We start from the raw sequence: 15,179 nt of genomic DNA on the forward strand, positions 1-15,179 counted from the left end.
GCCATGTGCTGGAAGCAATTTCATAGGGGCTCCGGAACCGGCGGGCAATGGCGGCCGTTAACCTTAACAAATGGTTTACATTGCGTCTGCGTGTTCACACGTTCATTCTGGACCCAACGCAAAGACTGCAGCTTCGGAAGGTTGACGGATCCGCAATGAAGACAAGCCGCCTGTTCTACACCTCAATGATGCTGTTCTGGATCGGTTTCCTGGCGCTTTTGGCGCTGGTCGTGACCTATGCACCGCAGGGTGGGGTGGAGCTGGCCGGTCTGACGCTGTTTGCCGATACCGGACTGGTCGGGGCCGCGATGGCGGCAATGGACGCGATAGGTCTTTCACTGACGGCGCAGAGCGTGGTGTTCGGCCTGCTCGGCGGCTTCAACGTGGCATCTGCCGGATTGCTGCTGTTTGCGATGATGTTCTGCGTGTTTGGCGAGGAACGCGAGCAGCGCGAGGCGCGGCCTCTGGCGGAAGGGGCGGCGACCTGTTCGGCCGCAGCGGCTGCCCTGTTGGTGGCGGTGTCCTTCGCGGGCGGCCATGCCGGCGCGCTGATGGTGTTGCAGCTGATCGGCTTCGGCGGGCTGCTGCTGACGGTCCTGTCGCTCGCCCAGGCCATGATCGTGCCGGACGAGAGCAGGCTCGGGGATATCTCGGCACTGGATGATGTCATCGCCGACCACGCGGCCAATCACGCCGCCTTCAGCGCCCAGCTGGCGTCCTTCTCCAGGCGCGAGCCGATTTCATGAAGCTTTTCCTTTTCCTCTGGATTGTCCCCATCATCCTGCTCGGCAGCTGGTACGGCCTGTCCTATTACGACATCAATTTCGGCTACCGGATCCTGTCGCGCGAGCTGCATGACCTGGTGTTCACCATCTATGGCAACCTGCTCGGTCTCGAACCCGAATCAATCCCGCCGCTGGTGGTCAAGGCGGTGATCTTCGACACATTCCTGGTTGTCGGCTTCATCGTCCTCAAGCGCCGCCGCAAGCAGATCTGGGCGGGGCTGTGCCAGCTCTTCCGCTGGACCGGCGGGCATACGCCGTCCGAAGAGGCCACGCCGCAACCGCAATCGGATTATTCAAGAATCGGCTGACCCCGCATGTGCCCGGCGCAGGCCTGCAAGCCGGTCGAGCGCGCCCTGCAGGATGAAGCTGGCGGCGGCCGAATCGATCCGCTCCTTGCGCTTCTTGCGCGAGACATCCATTTCGATCAGCGCCCGTTCGGCGGCCACGGTCGACAATCGCTCGTCCCAGAACACGAAGGGCAGGTCGGTTTTGTCCGCCATGCTGCGCACGAAGGCGCGCGTGGACTGGACGCGCGGTCCTTCGCTGCCATCCATGTTGACCGGCAGGCCGATCACAGCCGCGCCGACATTGTCCCGCGCCAGTGATTCGAGCAGCACGATTGCATCGAGGGTGAACTTCTTGCGCTTGATCATCGGTCGCGGCGAGGCAAGCCGCAGCGACAGGTCGGAGACGGCCAGCCCGATGGTCACGCTGCCCAGATCGATGCCGGCAATGGTCTGTCCCGGCAGCAGCCGCTCATTCAGCTCTTCGATCCCGATCACCGCCATTTTACAAACTCCGCCTTTGCGCCGGGGCACGTGCCGGGCTAGATGATGGGTTTAGCGAACATGCCCAGAAAATGCGAGGGAGCGTATCCAATGAAAATCACCTGGCTCGGCCATTCTGCCTTCCGGTTGGAAACCGCCAAATCCACCATCCTGATCGACCCGTTCTTCACCGGAAATCCAAGTTTTGAAGGCAATGACCGCAAGGACGCGGTCAAGGGCGTCACCCATATTCTGCTCACCCATGGCCATGGCGACCATATTGGCGATACCGCCGAGATTGCCAAGGAAACCGGCGCGGTCGTGCTGGCCAATTACGATCTTGGCATGTGGCTCACCCATCATCAGGGTGTGGAGCGTCTGGAGATGGGCAATACCGGCGGCACCATTGCGCTGGACGGTTTTTCCGCCACCTTCGTCAACGCGTTCCATTCCTCGGCCCATATCACCTCCGATGGCGTGTCGCATTCGCTCGGCAGCGCCAATGGCCTGATGCTGCATTTCGAGGACGAGCCCAGTCTCCTGCACATGGGCGACACCGATATCTTCTCCGACATGGCTCTGATCAACGAGTTGCACCGTCCGGAAATCGGCATTGTGCCGATCGGCGATCGCTTCACCATGGGCGGCGCGGTGGCGGCACTCGCCTGCCGCCGGTTCTTCTCCTTCGCCAAGGTGCTGCCTTGCCATTACGGCACCTTCCCTATTCTCGACCAGACCGCCGACGCCTTTCTCGAAGGCATGGAAGAGGACGCCAGGAACGTCGCCGTGCCCAAATCCGGCGAAAGCATCACGGTCTGACGCGCGGTCGGGGCGGATCCCGGCAGCATAACGGACAGGTGGACGAAAATGACCCAGGATGACCGGACGCTCAGCTTTTATACGCAGCGCGCGTCAGCCTATGCCGCGCGCACTGAATACGCGAACTCGAAGCAGATCGAGGCCTTTCTGTCCTTGCTGCCCGCCGGGGCCACCATTCTCGAACTGGGATGCGGATCCGGGCGGGACAGTGAATTCATGATCGGCAGGGGATTTGACCTGCATCCCACGGACGGCACGCCCGAGCTGGCGCAAGCGGCCCAACAACGCCTCGGCATACCGGTCGCCACGCTGTTGTTTGCGGACCTGGATGCGGACGACGCCTATGAAGGCATATGGGCCAATGCCTGCCTGCTGCATGTTCCCCGCCCGGATCTGCCGGGGATCCTGTCGAAAGTTCACACCGCATTGAAGAAAGGCGGAGCCTTTTACGCCAGTTTCAAGGCTGGCGACACCGAGGGCCGCGACCAGTTCGACCGCTACTACAACTATCCGTCTGAGCGTCTGTTGCGGCGATGGTATGCCCCGTCGGGATGGACGAACATCGATATCACGACCCGGATGGGCGGCGGCTATGACGGCAAGCCGACCGAATGGCTCCATGTCACTGCGGTCAAGTAAAGCCGGGTTTCGCATGATTGCCAGCCTGGCCGCGATGACAAAACAGCGGCCCGCGGTTGCGTGCGCCGCCGCCCACCGCTATAGCGGGGCAACCTGTTCACACCACCTGATGAGGACCCGATGTCCGTAGATCTTGCCACCGTCAAACGCGTTGCGCACCTGGCGCGAATTGCCGTCACCGACGAGGATGCCGCGCGCATGGAAGGCGAACTCAATGCCATCCTCGGCTTTGTCGAACAGCTCTCGGAAGTCGATGTCGACGGCGTCGAGCCGATGACCTCGGTCACCCCGATGATGATGAAGAAGCGCGCCGACATCGTCACCGATGGCTCCAAGGCCGAGGATATCGTCGCCAATGCGCCTGAATCCACCGACAATTTCTTCGTCGTGCCGAAGGTGGTCGAATAGGGCATGGCTGTATCGGTCGCCATAGAATCGCCGTTGCAGGACGAGGTGAAGGGCCTGGTCGAGGCACTCGACGCCCATCTGCTGCCGCTTGCGCCGGCTCAGTTCCACTTCGGCCTCAATATCGAGGAAATGACCGGTTCCGACACCACCGTGTTCGTGGCGCGCAATGATGCCAGCCAGGCCATCGGCCTGGGCGCGCTCAAGGATGTGGGGCCGGATGCCGGCCTGCGCACCGGTGAGGTCAAGCGCATGTTCACCGCGCCGGCAGTTCGCGGCCAGCGTGTCGGCTCGGCGCTGCTTGCGGCGATCTGCGATTGCGCTCGCGCGCTTGGCATCGAGCGGCTGGTGCTCGAGACCGGAGTGGGCGAGGGCCTTGCCGCAGCCATCCGGCTTTACCAAAACCACGGCTTCACCGAATGTGGCGCCGTGCTCGATTATCCTGATTCCGGCTATTCCCGGTTCTTTGAAAAGAAGTTGTCCGCATGACCGACCTGATCCGTCTGACCATCGCCGAAGCCCGAGACGAAATGGGCAAGGGCACATTTTCCAGCCTCGAGCTGACCGATGCCTATCTGGCTGCGATCGATGCCGCCAACCCGTCCATCAACGCCTATGTCAAGGTCACGGCCGACAAGGCCCGCGACATGGCCAAGGCGTCCGACGCCCGCCGCGCCGACGGCAAGGCCGGTGATCTGGAAGGCATTCCGCTCGGCATCAAGGATCTTTATGCCACCGAAGGCGTCCACACCCAGGCCTGCAGCCATGTGCTTGACGGCTTCGAGCCGCGGTATGAATCCACCGTCACGGCCAATCTCTGGGCCGATGGCGCCGTCATGCTGGGCAAGCTCAACATGGATGAATTCGCCATGGGCTCCTCCAATGAGAGCTCCTATTACGGCCCGGTGATCAATCCCTGGCGCGCAGAAGGCTCCAACGCCAATCTGGTGCCCGGCGGCTCTTCCGGCGGCTCGGCTGCCGCTGTTGCCGCACTGCTGTGCGCCGGCGCCACAGCAACCGATACCGGCGGCTCGATCCGCCAGCCTGCGGCATTCACCGGCACGGTTGGCATCAAGCCGACCTATGGCCGCTGCTCGCGCTGGGGCATTGCCGCTTTCGCCTCGTCGCTTGATCAGGCCGGCCCGATTGCCCGCGATGTCCGCGATGCGGCGATCATGCTCAAATCCATGGCCTCGGCTGATGCCGGGGACACCACCTCGGTGGATCTGCCGGTGCCCGATTACGAAGCCGCACTCGGCGGTTCGGTCAAGGGACTGAAGATCGGCATTCCGCGCGAATACCGCATCGATGGTATGCCCGCAGAAATTGACGCCGTCTGGCAGCAGGGTATTGCCTGGCTCAAGGATGCCGGCGCCGAGATCGTCGACATCGAACTGCCGCACACCAAATATGCGCTGCCGGCCTATTACATCGTTGCACCTGCGGAAGCCTCGTCCAACCTGGCCCGCTATGACGGCGTCCGCTATGGCCTGCGCGTGCAGGGCAGGGACATTGCCGAGATGTATGAAAAGACCCGTGCCGAAGGTTTTGGCGAGGAGGTCAAGCGGCGCATCATGATCGGCACCTATGTGCTCTCCGCCGGCTATTACGACGCCTATTACCTGCGCGCCCAGAAGGTACGCACCCTGATCAAGCGCGACTTCGAACTGGCCTTCGAGGCCGGCGTCGACGCCATCCTGACGCCCGCCACCCCGTCCTCGGCCTTTGCTGTCGGTGACGAGAACCTGGCGGCTGACCCGGTGAAAATGTATCTCAACGACATTTTCACCGTCACCGTCAACATGGCAGGCCTTCCCGGTATCGCTGTGCCCGCCGGCCTCGACCCCAAGGGTCTGCCGCTCGGCCTGCAGCTGATCGGCCGTCCGTTCGAGGAAGAAACCCTGTTCAGGACCGCCCATGTGATCGAACAGGCCGCGGGCCGGTTCGAGCCGAAGCGCTGGTGGTAATACGAACCAATGGGCGGCGCCCGAAGGCGCCGCTTTGGTTTTACCTGTTGTTGAGCTGCGATCTGACCAGTTCCAGCCCGCGGCGGGTGACGCCATAGGGCTGCCCCTTGCGCGAACTTATGGCGCGTCTGCGCTTGAGCTTGCGGAAGATTTCGAGGTCGAGGCCGCCATAGAGCCAGCCCTCGCGGGTGATGAGTCTGGCGTCGGCGATTTTCCTGGCGTCATTGCGGGTGAGTTCGATCCTGCCGCCCTGGGCGAGCAGATGCAGGATACGCTGTTCGGCGCGTGATATGTCCATGAGTGTCGTGTCCGGGATAGCGCTCTTGCGAGCGCACAAAAACAATCGCCAACGTCGAGGACGTCAGCGGTTTCAATGTTCTTGTCGGGCCTGCGCGGCGTCGTTGACGCGGGCAGGCCCCTTACCGGGCCTCGGACAGAGACAGCATAAAAACTCCGTAATTGGACGGTCGCAAGATATTTGAAGACTGTTTTTCGGTCAATCCCGCCGGCTGCAACAAAAAGTCCCGAGATTGGCCGGATTTTCATTTTGCGCACAAGGAAAGCATGCGGAAAACCTCGCCCGGGCAAAGAGTAGACCACATCAGGGCTTGATGAACCTGTTGATTCCGGCGACAGTCGGATCAATTGGCGGCGTATCGGCGTGGCCTTGACCTGACGGAGCCGTAGAGATGTTGACGATCCGGCCTGCCACCTCCGCTGAAGCCCAGGATCTGTCGAAGATCGGCCTGGCGGCGTGGGAAAAGGCAATAAGGGTCTGGGGCGAGGATGCCGACCGGCTGCGCCAGAATGCCAATGACGCCTTCTACGGCTTCTGCACCGGACACTGGCCCGACATCCTGGTGGGCGAATGGGACGGCGAGCTGGCCGGTTGGGGCGCCTGCGAGAAGGCTGATGATTTCATCACCGATCTTTGGGTGCATCCTGATTTTCAGGGCAGGGGCATCGGCACGGCGGTGCTTGAAGCCATCGAGGCGGGCATTCGCGACCGGGGCTATCCCACGGCCCGGCTCGACACCCATGCCCGCAATGCCGGCGCAATCAAGCTCTACAAGCGTCTCGGCTACCGGGTGAAGGCCTATTTCGTCACCTATTCCGATGCGCTCGACGAAGACATCGACAAGGTGGAGATGATCCGCGAATTCGATCCCGGTGCGGTGCCTGCTGAAACCGACAGCGACGAGGACGGCCTTTACGGCATCTGAGCAGCCAGCCGAAGTCTTTCAAAAAAAGGACCCGGAGGCGGGAGGCCGTTCCGGGTCGTTCAGGTGGGCAAATATGACTTTGCCTTGAGGGATCTGCAATTTCAGCCGGCAGGGGAGGTCTCGGCGTCGAGCTTCGAGCGCACCCGGGCGAAAAGATCATGGTTGCGGCAATAGCCCGGTGCCTCGTCCGGATTCTCCGCGTCCGACAACCATTGACCGCAGGCTTCGGTCTGCTCGCAGGTCAGGCAGCGGTTGGCCGCGCGGCGCAAGACCCCGCCATGGCCCGGCATCGCCTTGACCTCGTCGATCACGGCAAGTTTCTTCATCATGCCTTCCATCAGGTCGGCGCGCTGGGTCAGGCGGCTGAAATAATCGAACGTGCTCATGATCCATTCCTCTCTGCTGTTGGACAAGGAATCGCACGGCGCCGGCTAGGTCGCATTGATCTCTGTCAATCATTTCGCAGGTGGATTTATCGGCCGCGGGAAGCCGGATCGGGCGGAAAGTCTTGCAGTCCGGCCGCCTTTGTTCTACCGGACGGGGTGTCGAAATTTCCAGAATAATGAGCCTGCCATGACCCTCGTTGATACCCGCACTCCCGAACCCAAGCGCTTTGTTCCCGGCGCCACCGGCGATTGGGAGATTGTCATTGGCCTGGAGGTTCATGCCCAGGTGACCAGCAATTCGAAGCTGTTTTCCGGGTCCTCGACCGAATTCGGCAAGGCCGCCAATTCCAATGTCAGCCTGGTCGATGCGGCGATGCCGGGCATGCTGCCGGTGATCAACGAGGAATGCGTGGCGCAGGCCGTGCGTACCGGACTTGGCCTCAAGGCCAAGATCAACAATCGCTCGGTGTTCGACCGCAAGAACTATTTCTACCCCGACCTGCCGCAGGGCTACCAGATCTCCCAGTTCAAGGATCCGATTGTCGGCGAAGGCGAGATCATCATTTCCGTCGGTCCCGACCGCAAGGGCAATTTCGAGGACATCGAGATCGGCATCGAGCGGCTGCATCTGGAACAGGATGCCGGCAAGTCGATGCACGACCAGCATCCGACCATGTCCTATGTCGACCTCAACCGGTCAGGCGTGGCGCTGATGGAGATTGTCTCCAAGCCCGACATGCGCTCGGCTGACGAGGCCAAGGCCTATGTCACCAAGCTGCGGTCGATCCTGCGCTATCTCGGCACCTGCGACGGCAACATGGACGAAGGCTCGATGCGCGCCGACGTCAATGTCTCGGTGCGCAAGCCCGGTGGCGATTTCGGCACCCGCTGCGAGATCAAGAACGTCAATTCGATCCGTTTCATCGGTCAGGCCATCGACTATGAGGCCCGCCGCCAGATCGCCATTATCGAGGATGGCGGCACCATCGACCAGGAGACCCGGCTGTTCGATCCCGGCAAGGGCGAAACCCGCTCGATGCGGTCCAAGGAAGATGCGCATGACTACCGCTATTTCCCCGATCCCGATCTGTTGCCGCTGGAATTCGACGATGCCTATGTCGCCGCGCTGAAGGCGGATCTGCCGGAATTGCCCGACGACAAGAAGGCGCGGCTGGTGCGTGACATGGGACTGTCGGTCTATGACGCCTCAATCCTGGTCTCGGAAAAGGCGATTGCCGATTACTACGAGGAGCTCGCCGCCGGCCGTGACGGCAAGACAGCTGCCAACTGGGTGATCAACGACTTGCTGGGCGCCTTGAACAAAGCCGGCAAAGGTATTGAAGAGACTCCGGTTTCGCCCGCTCAGCTCGGCGGCATCCTTGATCTGATCAAGGACGGCACCATTTCCGGCAAGATCGCCAAGGACCTGTTCGAGATCGTCTTCACCGAAGGCGGCGACCCGGCCGATATCGTCGAAGCCAGGGGCATGAAGCAGGTCACCGACACCGGCGCCATCGAAAAGGCCGTCGATGAAATCATCGCCGCCAATCCCGACCAGGTCGCCAAGGCCGTCGCCAAGCCGGCGCTGGCCGGCTGGTTCGTCGGCCAGGTGATGAAGGCCACCGGCGGCAAGGCCAACCCGAAGGCCGTGCAGGAACTGGTCAAGGCCAAGCTCGGCATCGAAGACTGAGTGCGAGGATGGTCACAGGCGACGCTCAGGTGATGCGAAACGCTCGGATTCTCTGGGACTATCACGACACCGGAACGCCGCTTGCGCCAGCCGACGCGATCATTGGACTGGGTAGCTACGACCTGCGGGTGGCGGACCGCTGCGCCGAACTCTTCCATAGCGGCCTGGCGCCGCGGATCGTGTTTTCCGGCGCTTCGGGCAATTGGACAGGCGGCCTCTATGCCACGTCGGAAGCCCAGGCATTCGCCGACCGCGCCATCGCGCTCGGCGTTGCAGGAAGCGTTATCAGCGTCGAGCCGAACTCCACCAATATCGCCGAGAATATCGGTTTCGTCCGCGCCCTGCTGCCGGAGGCCGGGCGGCTGATCTGGGTGACCAAGCCGCAAACCCGCCGCCGCGTCAGCGCGACGCTGAGGGTGGTCTGGCCCAAGGCCCATTCGATGATCGCAGCCCCCGAGCATGATCTGGCGGCACAGCCGACGGAGCATCATCGGTTCGACGCGCTGGTCTCCGAAATGGTGGGCGATGTCTGGCGCATGGCTGCCTATGCGCGAAAAGGATTTCAGGCCAGCCAGCCGATGCCGCCTGCCGTGCGCACCGCATTCGATGCCCTTGTCGCCGCGGGCTTTACGCACCATCTGCCCGACAACATGCGTTCACTTGACCCCTGATTGCGCTCCATAGGAAACTGGGCTGCTTCGCCGGATCGCTGGCGAAGGTAAGCTCAGCCGCGGCGTCCAGCCGTGACATATTGAGGAAACTGCCGATGTTTTTTGTCCGATCCGCCTCCGCCCGCGACATTGCCACCATCCGTGCTGTGCTGGTCGATACCTGGCGGGCGACCTATGCGCCGTTTTACGGTGCGGCCAAGGTCGAGGAAATCATCGCCGCCTGGCATTCGGAAGCCGCGATCAAGGCCAATCTCGAGCGCCCGGGCGGTGAATTCCTGGTGGCCGATGACGGCAAGCTGATCGGCGGCGTTGCTTTTGCAAGCTACGCACCCGGAACCAAGACCGTGTCGCTGCACCAGCTCTATGTCCGCCCCGAATGCCAGGGGCTGGGCATAGGCCGCGATCTGTTTGCCGAGATCGAGACCTGTTTTCCCGATGCGAAAAGCCTCAGTGTCGAGGTTGATCCCGGCAACGAACCGGCCATCGGCTTTTACAAGGCCCATGGAATGGCCGAAACCGGACGCACCGACAATTGCGGCAAGAACCAGTCCGGCATTCCGGGCCTGATCCTGACCAAGCAACTTACCATGTAGACCCCGCAAGCTTATTGGAGACAGGCTTTCCTGCCACGCGAAAGACCTGCGAGAACCTCAATTATTACATGTTATTTCATGGGGTGGTTATCCACAGGCTTACCTCACGACAGTTGAGGTAAGCCATGTTAGCCTAACCCCTGCAACTAAAAATTGCTGTTGTTCAGGGTGGGTGCATGACACGGTTTTACAGACTTGCAATACCGGTTTTCATCGTCGGATTCATCGCCGGCTGTGTGTTCTGGTACATCTTCTCGCCCTCCTTCATTGACCGCGTCGTCAATGAACAGCTGCCTTCGGGCTTTGCGCTGACCGAAGTGCGCTCGGGCCAGTTCCGCAACGCCGATGGGGCGCACCGCGGATCCGGATCGGCCAAGGTTCTGGTGTCGGAGGGCGGCGGCGCATTGCTGCGGTTCACCGAGTTCGAGGTTACCAACGGGCCCGATCTCGAGGTCTGGCTGGTCAAGGATCCCGATCCGAAGAAATCATCCGATGTGAATGCCAGCGAGTGGCTGTCCCTGGGGCCGCTCAGGGGCAACAAGGGCGATCAGACCTATGTCATTCCCGATGGCACGGATATCAACGCCTGGGGCTCGGCGATCATCTGGTGCGAGCAGTTCAGCGTCCTGTTCTCGGTCGCCACGCTGTCGCAACCGGAAGTCTGATGCCGTGACCGACGTCGAGATCCGGCTGGCAAAGCTGCGTGATGTCTCTGAGATCGCGCTGATCCTGTCGCAGGACACCGTCGGCGGACACAGCGACAGTTCCGACCCTGCCGATCTGCCGCTCTATGTGGCGGCGTTCGAGCGGATTGCGGCAAGTCCTTCGGACGCGCTCTATGTTGCGGTCAGCGAACATCAGGTCGTCGGCACCTTCCAGACCACGCTGACCACGTCAATGAGCGGCAAGGGCGAGGCAAGCCTGACGATCCGGACGGTTCACACCCGCAGCGACATGCGCGGCAAGGGGATCGGCCAGATGATGCTGATCCATGCCATCGGCCAGGCCTGGGCCGACGGCGCGGCCATGGTTCAGCTTATGTCCAACGCCGCACGGCCTGATGCGCACCGCTTCTATGAACGGCTCGGCTTTGTCGCCAGCCATGTAGGTTTCAAGATGAAATTGACCTGAGCGCAGGGCGCCCGGTACTGGACAAGGCGGGCTGCGCGGGTCATAAGGCGAGACAGGACGCGGCGGACCTTTCATCGCCGCTGCGCCACGGACGAGAGGCTTTCATGAAGACGCTACTGCTTCAGATATTCACCTGGTGGAACGGCCAAACCCTGGGAACCCGGTTCCATACCTGGCGGCATGGCAAGCGCGTCGGCGAAGATGCGCTGGGCAATGTCTATTATGAAGGCGGATCGGATTCCGAAGGCCGCACGCGTCGCTGGGTGATCTACAACGGTCCGTCCGAAGCTTCGGCTATTCCTCCCGGCTGGCATGGCTGGATGCATCACCGCACCGATGTGTCGCCTGCGTCTGAAACCTATGCGGCTAAAACATGGGAACAGGCGCATCAGCTCAACCTGACCGGCACCGGCGGCGCCTACCGGCCCAAGGGGTCGATCCTCAATCAGGGCGCGCGTCCGCATGTGACCGGCGATTATGACGCCTGGACCCCGAAATCCTGACAGGTTGCCACGTCTTCGGCGCGTCCTTGCCACAATTGATGGGTAACGCTTCATTGACGGCAGCGGGTTAGTGTTGAGACCTGAGACATGCCGGGAACGGCCCCGGTCGGGGCCTTGTGACAAGTGGTAGTAATGACGTACCAAGCCAATATCCTTGCCAAGGCCGCCGGCGTGCTGCTTGCCGTCATCGGCCTGAATGCTGCGGCTCCGGCCGCAGCGGCCGTGATCGAAAACCCGGTCGCGGTGTTTTCCGGCATCGACAAGATCACCGGACGCATCACCACCTTCGATGTCTATGTCAACGAGACCGTGCAGTTCGGCGCGCTTCAGGTGACGCCGCGCGTCTGCAACAGCCGCGACGAGACCGAAGCGCCCAAGACCACCACATTTGTCGAGGTTGACGAGATTACCCTCGATCGCAAGATCCGGCGCCTGTTCACCGGATGGATGTTTGCCGATTCGCCAGGTCTCAATGCCGTCGATCACGCGGTCTATGATGTCTGGCTGAAGGGCTGCAAGCAGGACTCCGAGGTCCCGGCTCCAACCGGCAACTGACGCGCCCTGCCTATTTTCCAGTCATCGCGGATGCGGTCGCCAGTTCATTGCAGACAGCAAACCACCGCTTGCGTTCAATGATGCGTCAGTCATGGCTCGCAGAGAAATCGTTCCTGCTTGCCACGTCAGGTTGCTTGCGATTGTGCCGCATCACGCGGTGTGCCTGACGGTCGCGCATGTGGATATATTGCCGGTTGACGGACAATCAGCGCTCATACTGGCAGATTTTTTCAATTTCTTTACTGACTATTGCCAAAGGCGTCCCGTTTCTGCGAGATCCCGGATGGCCATGGACTGCTCGGTGTTTTAGTAAGGGTCAAGATTGATTCGGTGACGTTGCGTGGTGCTCCGGGACAGGATCAAAGACCCAGAAACTGATCTCCCAACGCAGGCAGGACCCGATGCTCTCGTCACAGACCGATTTTCCACTGAATTCTTCCGGCTTTTCTCTGACATTGCGGCAACGCCGCGCCGGACTTCTGATGGCAACGGCTCTGACTGGCAGCCTCTTTCTGGTGCAGGCCACCACGTCACCAGCTCTGGCCATACCAGCTCCAGCTCCAGTTGATACCATCGACGGTTCGAGCGAGACGGTCATCGGCAGTGGCACCGGAGCTCCCGGCACGCTGGGCAGCCCATGGGCGAACAGCGGCACGATCACCATTGGCGACGCCGGCGCAGGTACGGTGGCGGTATCGGCCGGCGGCAAGGTCACCAGCGCGGGCGGGTCTCTCGGCAAACAGGCTGGTTCGGAAGGAACGGTCACAATTGACGGAGCCGGATCTGATTGGCTCAACAGCGGCGAGCTCGCCGTTGGCGATTTAGGCACGGGGACGCTGACCATTACCAATGGCGGCACGGCCACGACCGGCCGTGTGGATATTGGTCGCCTCGCCGGATCCAACGGATCGATGACAGTGACCGGAGCGGGGTCGCAACTCGTCATCTCAACGGGCGGTGTCGGCAATGTCGGCTTTTCTGGCACGGGTACATTGTTGATTTCTAACGGAGGCAAGGTCACCGGCCGAGGCATGGACATCGGGTGGGTGGCGGGCAGCGTCGGCACCGTGACCGTCACGGGTCAAGGCTCCGTCTTTGAGTCGGACCAAGCGGACACTTTGGGCGGTTCCGGCTCGGGAACCATGACGCTCTCTGATGGCGGCAAAGCGAGCTTTGGTAGTGGCAGCGGCACGCTGAACATCGCCAGTAGCGCCGGTTCGACAGGCACACTGAACATCGGCGCGGCCTCGGGCAGCACGGCAGCCGCAGCAGGAACGCTCGACGCCGGCAGCGTGGCTTTCGGCAGCGGCACCGGCAAGATCGTGTTCAATCACACGAGCACAGGTTACGCCTTCGATACCGACATCACCGGCAACGGAACCCTTGTCAACGAGGCCGGCACGACAAAGCTCGGCGGGGACATGTCGGGCTTCACCGGGACCACGACGGTCACCGGCGGAACACTTGCGTTCAACAGCACCTTCACCCGGGCAATCACCGTTGCAAGCGGTGGAACCATCGGCGGTACGGGAACTCTGAGCAGCATCACGCTGTCCTCGGGCGCCACCATTGCACCGGGCAATTCCATCGGAACGCTCAATGTTGCAGGAGATGTCAACTTCGTCTCCGGTTCGATCCTCGCGGTCGAGGTCGACAAGGATGGCAATTCCGACAAGCTGGCGGCCACCGGGACTGTGACCATAAACAGCGGCGCCAAGGTCACTGTCGATGCCGAAAACGGAACCGATGATGGCTCGACCTACAATGCCTCGACCAGCTACACGATCCTGACCGCCGGCACGGGCGTGAACGGCACCTTCGGTTCCGTCAGCGAGAATTTCGCCTATCTCGACGCCGAGCTCAGCTATGGCGCCAATGCCGTTACCCTGACGCTCAATCGCAACAGTGTCGATCTGGCCTCCATGGCCAATACGGCAAACCAGCGCGCCACCGCCACAGGTGTGGACAGCCTCGGCGCCGGCAATTCCGTCTATGATGCGGTTGTCGGGCTCAGCGGGGCGGCTGCCCGGGCGGCATTCGACGGATTGTCGGGCGAACTGCATGCCTCCAGCAATACGCTTCTGGTTCAGCAGAGCCGCTTCGGCCGGGATGCCGTCAACAACCGTATCCGCAGCGCGTTCAACGCTGCGGGTGAAGGGTCCGCGGTGTTCGAAGGCGCAGCCGCCTGGGGACAGGGCTATGGCAGCTGGGGCGAGACCGATGGCAACGGCGGCGTGGCCGAGCTGCGCCACGACAGCGGCGGCTTCCTGCTCGGGCTTGACGCGGACGTCTTTGACGGCTGGCGCGCAGGTGTGATGGCTGGTTACGGCATCACCAATTTCGATGCCGCTGCCCGGGCTTCATCGGGAGATGCCGACAGCTATCAGCTGGGCGTCTATGGCGGCCATCGGTCCGGCGCGATCAGTCTCAATCTCGGTGCCGGCTATGCCTGGCATGATGTCTCCACAACCCGGAATGTGAGCGTGGGCGGACTGAGCAACACCTTGAACGCCGATTATGCGGCTTCCACCGCCCAGATCTTCGCCGAGGTCGGCTATATGGTCGACACGTCCTTCGCGCGGGTCGAACCTTTTGCGGGTGTGGCGATTGTTCACCAGCGCAGTGACAGCTTTTCCGAAACCGGCGGAGCCGCCGCGCTGAGTGTGAGTGGTTCCGACAATACCGTGGGAATTACCACCCTGGGACTTCGTGCCGAGTCGGAAGCCTTCTCGGTGGGCAGCATGAGCGCCACACTGCAAGGCTCGCTCGGCTGGCAGCACGTCATCGGCGACGTCGATTCCGGTTCGACCATGCGGTTTACCACCGGCACATCATTCGACATCGCCGGAACGCCGATCGCTCGCGACGCGGCGCTGGTCGGGATCTCCATGGACATGAACCTTGCCGAGGGCACCAGTTTCAACATCGGATACCAGGGTGAACTGGGCTCCGATGCGCAGGAGCACACGGCAACCGCCGGCCTGTCCATCAAGTTCTGATGCATGGCATGCTCCATCGGATGGAATTGAGCGGTACTGACATGCA

General features: G+C 61.7%; 19 protein-coding genes. 16 read left to right on the forward strand and 3 right to left on the reverse strand.

The genetic code is table 11. The features are described 5' to 3' along the window. Positions 1 to 155: 155 nt before the first annotated feature. The gene (locus OEG82_RS11590) at positions 156 to 746 is read left to right on the forward strand and encodes a hypothetical protein (protein WP_267612600.1); all 591 of its coding nucleotides are present in this window, start codon (positions 156 to 158) and stop codon (positions 744 to 746) included. Then, complete coding sequence (locus tag OEG82_RS11595; RefSeq protein ID WP_267612601.1) at positions 743 to 1,093, forward strand: DUF6105 family protein; 351 nt, start codon at positions 743 to 745, stop codon at positions 1,091 to 1,093. Before OEG82_RS11590 ends, OEG82_RS11595 begins: the two co-directional genes overlap by 4 nt. Here the strand turns inward: OEG82_RS11595 and ruvX are convergent. After that, positions 1,079 to 1,573: a Holliday junction resolvase RuvX gene (ruvX, locus tag OEG82_RS11600; RefSeq protein WP_267612602.1), complete on the reverse strand. Its 495-nt coding sequence runs from the start codon at positions 1,571 to 1,573 to the stop codon at positions 1,079 to 1,081. The two genes, OEG82_RS11595 and ruvX, sit on opposite strands and share 15 nt — an antisense overlap. Before the next feature lie 90 nt (positions 1,574 to 1,663). Between ruvX and OEG82_RS11605 the strand changes: the two genes are divergently transcribed. The 5 genes from OEG82_RS11605 (at position 1,664) to gatA (ending at position 5,382) form a co-directional block, all read left to right on the forward strand. After that, entirely contained in the window at positions 1,664 to 2,371 is a 708-nt protein-coding gene (locus OEG82_RS11605) for a metal-dependent hydrolase (RefSeq protein WP_267612603.1), read from the forward strand. A gap of 48 nt (positions 2,372 to 2,419) precedes the next feature. Next, positions 2,420 to 3,010, forward strand: a complete 591-nt coding sequence (locus OEG82_RS11610) for a class I SAM-dependent methyltransferase (protein WP_267612604.1) — start codon at positions 2,420 to 2,422, stop codon at positions 3,008 to 3,010. A gap of 120 nt (positions 3,011 to 3,130) precedes the next feature. Further along, positions 3,131 to 3,418 carry an Asp-tRNA(Asn)/Glu-tRNA(Gln) amidotransferase subunit GatC gene (gatC, locus tag OEG82_RS11615; protein WP_267612605.1) on the forward strand — a complete coding sequence of 96 codons (288 nt, stop codon included), beginning with the start codon at positions 3,131 to 3,133 and terminating at the stop codon, positions 3,416 to 3,418. 3 nt (positions 3,419 to 3,421) lie between these two features. Beyond that, positions 3,422 to 3,904: a GNAT family N-acetyltransferase gene (locus OEG82_RS11620; protein ID WP_267612606.1), complete on the forward strand. Its 483-nt coding sequence runs from the start codon at positions 3,422 to 3,424 to the stop codon at positions 3,902 to 3,904. Then, complete coding sequence (gene gatA / locus OEG82_RS11625) at positions 3,901 to 5,382, forward strand: Asp-tRNA(Asn)/Glu-tRNA(Gln) amidotransferase subunit GatA (protein ID WP_267612607.1); 1,482 nt, start codon at positions 3,901 to 3,903, stop codon at positions 5,380 to 5,382. The genes OEG82_RS11620 and gatA overlap by 4 nt, the downstream gene beginning before the upstream one ends. 40 nt (positions 5,383 to 5,422) lie before the next feature. Here the strand turns inward: gatA and OEG82_RS11630 are convergent, their stop codons facing one another. Beyond that, positions 5,423 to 5,680, reverse strand: coding sequence for a YjhX family toxin (locus OEG82_RS11630; protein ID WP_267612608.1), 258 nt, complete (start codon positions 5,678 to 5,680; stop codon positions 5,423 to 5,425). A 391-nt stretch (positions 5,681 to 6,071) separates the two neighbouring features. On the opposite strand from OEG82_RS11630, the gene OEG82_RS11635 reads away from it, so the two are divergent. Beyond that, positions 6,072 to 6,605 carry a GNAT family N-acetyltransferase gene (locus OEG82_RS11635; protein WP_267612609.1) on the forward strand — a complete coding sequence of 178 codons (534 nt, stop codon included), beginning with the start codon at positions 6,072 to 6,074 and terminating at the stop codon, positions 6,603 to 6,605. A 101-nt stretch (positions 6,606 to 6,706) separates the two neighbouring features. On the opposite strand, the gene OEG82_RS11640 is transcribed toward OEG82_RS11635, so the two are convergent. Further along, complete coding sequence (locus OEG82_RS11640; protein ID WP_267612610.1) at positions 6,707 to 6,991, reverse strand: DUF6455 family protein; 285 nt, start codon at positions 6,989 to 6,991, stop codon at positions 6,707 to 6,709. A gap of 187 nt (positions 6,992 to 7,178) precedes the next feature. Here OEG82_RS11640 and gatB point away from each other — a divergent pair, with 187 nt between their 5' ends. From gatB to OEG82_RS11680, 8 genes are all read left to right on the forward strand, one after another. Continuing rightward, the gene (gatB, locus tag OEG82_RS11645) at positions 7,179 to 8,681 is read left to right on the forward strand and encodes an Asp-tRNA(Asn)/Glu-tRNA(Gln) amidotransferase subunit GatB (protein WP_267612611.1); all 1,503 of its coding nucleotides are present in this window, start codon (positions 7,179 to 7,181) and stop codon (positions 8,679 to 8,681) included. A 32-nt stretch (positions 8,682 to 8,713) separates the two neighbouring features. Further along, entirely contained in the window at positions 8,714 to 9,352 is a 639-nt protein-coding gene (locus OEG82_RS11650; protein WP_267612612.1) for a YdcF family protein, read from the forward strand. 95 nt (positions 9,353 to 9,447) lie between these two features. Further along, positions 9,448 to 9,945 (forward strand): GNAT family N-acetyltransferase, encoded by a 498-nt coding sequence (locus tag OEG82_RS11655; RefSeq protein ID WP_267612613.1) that lies wholly within the window; start codon positions 9,448 to 9,450, stop codon positions 9,943 to 9,945. A 176-nt stretch (positions 9,946 to 10,121) separates the two neighbouring features. Then, positions 10,122 to 10,610 (forward strand): DM13 domain-containing protein, encoded by a 489-nt coding sequence (locus OEG82_RS11660; RefSeq protein WP_267612614.1) that lies wholly within the window; start codon positions 10,122 to 10,124, stop codon positions 10,608 to 10,610. Between the two features lie 4 nt (positions 10,611 to 10,614). Further along, positions 10,615 to 11,076, forward strand: coding sequence for a GNAT family N-acetyltransferase (locus OEG82_RS11665; RefSeq protein WP_267612615.1), 462 nt, complete (start codon positions 10,615 to 10,617; stop codon positions 11,074 to 11,076). A gap of 104 nt (positions 11,077 to 11,180) precedes the next feature. Next, on the forward strand, positions 11,181 to 11,579 hold the full coding sequence (locus OEG82_RS11670; RefSeq protein ID WP_267612616.1) for an NADH:ubiquinone oxidoreductase subunit NDUFA12: 399 nt from the start codon (positions 11,181 to 11,183) through the stop codon (positions 11,577 to 11,579). Positions 11,580 to 11,711: 132 nt separating this feature from the next. Next, positions 11,712 to 12,134, forward strand: a complete 423-nt coding sequence (locus OEG82_RS11675; protein WP_267612617.1) for a DUF2155 domain-containing protein — start codon at positions 11,712 to 11,714, stop codon at positions 12,132 to 12,134. A gap of 482 nt (positions 12,135 to 12,616) precedes the next feature. Next, positions 12,617 to 15,133 carry an autotransporter outer membrane beta-barrel domain-containing protein gene (locus OEG82_RS11680; RefSeq protein WP_267612618.1) on the forward strand — a complete coding sequence of 839 codons (2,517 nt, stop codon included), beginning with the start codon at positions 12,617 to 12,619 and terminating at the stop codon, positions 15,131 to 15,133. The last annotated feature ends 46 nt before the right edge of the window (positions 15,134 to 15,179 follow it).

The organism is Hoeflea ulvae (assembly GCF_026619435.1).
Lineage (GTDB): Bacteria > Pseudomonadota > Alphaproteobacteria > Rhizobiales > Rhizobiaceae > Hoeflea > Hoeflea ulvae.

Excerpts from the sequence above, each read along its gene's own strand:
- ruvX (WP_267612602.1), bottom strand. The coding sequence starts at position 1,573 with ATGGCGGTGATCGGGATCGAAGAGCTGAATGAGCGGCTGCTGCCGGGA.
- gatA (WP_267612607.1), top strand. The coding sequence starts at position 3,901 with ATGACCGACCTGATCCGTCTGACCATCGCCGAAGCCCGAGACGAAATG.
- OEG82_RS11605 (WP_267612603.1), top strand. The coding sequence starts at position 1,664 with ATGAAAATCACCTGGCTCGGCCATTCTGCCTTCCGGTTGGAAACCGCC.
- OEG82_RS11675 (WP_267612617.1), top strand. The coding sequence starts at position 11,712 with ATGACGTACCAAGCCAATATCCTTGCCAAGGCCGCCGGCGTGCTGCTT.
- OEG82_RS11610 (WP_267612604.1), top strand. The coding sequence starts at position 2,420 with ATGACCCAGGATGACCGGACGCTCAGCTTTTATACGCAGCGCGCGTCA.
- OEG82_RS11595 (WP_267612601.1), top strand. The coding sequence starts at position 743 with ATGAAGCTTTTCCTTTTCCTCTGGATTGTCCCCATCATCCTGCTCGGC.
- OEG82_RS11655 (WP_267612613.1), top strand. The coding sequence starts at position 9,448 with ATGTTTTTTGTCCGATCCGCCTCCGCCCGCGACATTGCCACCATCCGT.
- OEG82_RS11630 (WP_267612608.1), bottom strand. The coding sequence starts at position 5,680 with ATGGACATATCACGCGCCGAACAGCGTATCCTGCATCTGCTCGCCCAG.
- OEG82_RS11620 (WP_267612606.1), top strand. The coding sequence starts at position 3,422 with ATGGCTGTATCGGTCGCCATAGAATCGCCGTTGCAGGACGAGGTGAAG.
- OEG82_RS11660 (WP_267612614.1), top strand. The coding sequence starts at position 10,122 with ATGACACGGTTTTACAGACTTGCAATACCGGTTTTCATCGTCGGATTC.
- OEG82_RS11640 (WP_267612610.1), bottom strand. The coding sequence starts at position 6,991 with ATGAGCACGTTCGATTATTTCAGCCGCCTGACCCAGCGCGCCGACCTG.
- gatB (WP_267612611.1), top strand. The coding sequence starts at position 7,179 with ATGACCCTCGTTGATACCCGCACTCCCGAACCCAAGCGCTTTGTTCCC.
- OEG82_RS11670 (WP_267612616.1), top strand. The coding sequence starts at position 11,181 with ATGAAGACGCTACTGCTTCAGATATTCACCTGGTGGAACGGCCAAACC.
- OEG82_RS11635 (WP_267612609.1), top strand. The coding sequence starts at position 6,072 with ATGTTGACGATCCGGCCTGCCACCTCCGCTGAAGCCCAGGATCTGTCG.
- OEG82_RS11680 (WP_267612618.1), top strand. The coding sequence starts at position 12,617 with ATGGCAACGGCTCTGACTGGCAGCCTCTTTCTGGTGCAGGCCACCACG.
- gatC (WP_267612605.1), top strand. The coding sequence starts at position 3,131 with ATGTCCGTAGATCTTGCCACCGTCAAACGCGTTGCGCACCTGGCGCGA.
- OEG82_RS11590 (WP_267612600.1), top strand. The coding sequence starts at position 156 with ATGAAGACAAGCCGCCTGTTCTACACCTCAATGATGCTGTTCTGGATC.
- OEG82_RS11650 (WP_267612612.1), top strand. The coding sequence starts at position 8,714 with ATGCGAAACGCTCGGATTCTCTGGGACTATCACGACACCGGAACGCCG.